Origin of the sequence: Helicobacter sp. 13S00482-2, from assembly GCF_002272795.1 — a bacterium.
GTDB lineage: Bacteria > Campylobacterota > Campylobacteria > Campylobacterales > Helicobacteraceae > Helicobacter_J.
Genome location: NZ_MLAT01000056.1, coordinates 1 through 953 on the forward strand (window position 1 = coordinate 1; position 953 = coordinate 953).

The window sequence follows — 953 nt, forward strand, 5'->3', positions numbered from 1 at the left end:
TTTTTCAAGCTGATTATTTTTACCAATATGATTCAACCTATCAAATAATCTACAAAGTTCTTGTTTTTCTTCATCTGTTAATTTTTTATCTGCTATTTTTGCACTATCAAAAACAAATCTCAGTTCATTGCTATTTTCATCTCTAATAAGTTCTTTTGTTTTTGATGAAAACCAATATGTATTGATTCCATCACTCACACAAATAGCAGGACACTCTAATTTTTCTGCAAGAGCAAAATACCACTGAGTAAGATTTTTTTCTGCTTCTTGTTTTGAAGAAAAAAATACCATCTTTTTTATATTCTATTAATACTCTCACACTATCTTTACCCTGAAGGACTAAACCATCAGGCTTATTTTGAGTCAATCCTGAGTAATTTTTATTGGGAAGTATTCCAGCTTTTTTAAGCTGTCCAACTGTGGTTGCACCAATATTGATATAGTGATATTCATTTTGAATAATATAGTCATAACCTCCCTGTTTTAACTGTTCGCTACTATCTTTATATTGATACATTATCCCTACCCTTTTTTGGATTTTAGAAATTATAAGATAAATTATTAGAAATTGTCTACAGGATAGTTAATAGTAAGAATCATGGAAATTAACTCTTAAAAGAGAGTGTCTTAAAGGAATATATTTCATATGTTTTGTAGATTTATTTTCCAAATCAAATTGACTCAAACTATACATTAAAGAACTTGCTATTTTCTGATAATTCAACAATTATATTGTCTTTATACTTTGAATAAATAGTCTCAATCTTGTCATAAATGATAGGAACAATAAATTGCCCATTGATATTATTTGAAATATTAAACAATATTTCAAGTTTATTAATATCAATTAATTCAACTTTGTCATGTGCTACAAAATGTGGAAAATTGAGATTTAATTTATTAATAAAATCTATATAGGCTAAATCAAAGGCTGAGATGATAGCTTGTTTTTT

The 953-nt window shown here is 26.7% G+C and carries 3 protein-coding genes; all 3 read right to left on the minus strand.

Annotated features, from left to right (window positions below):
• The coding region (locus BKH42_RS09060; protein ID WP_143428619.1) for a hypothetical protein at window positions 1-198 on the minus strand (198 nt) is incomplete at its 3' end.
• A complete protein-coding gene (locus BKH42_RS09065; protein ID WP_095296264.1) occupies window positions 191-517 on the minus strand; it encodes a hypothetical protein in 327 nt (108 codons plus the stop codon). The genes BKH42_RS09065 and BKH42_RS09060, both read right to left, overlap by 8 nt.
• Window positions 518-686: 169 nt before the next feature.
• On the minus strand, window positions 687-953 hold a 267-nt coding region (locus BKH42_RS09070; RefSeq protein ID WP_143428620.1), incomplete at its 5' end, for a DUF2326 domain-containing protein.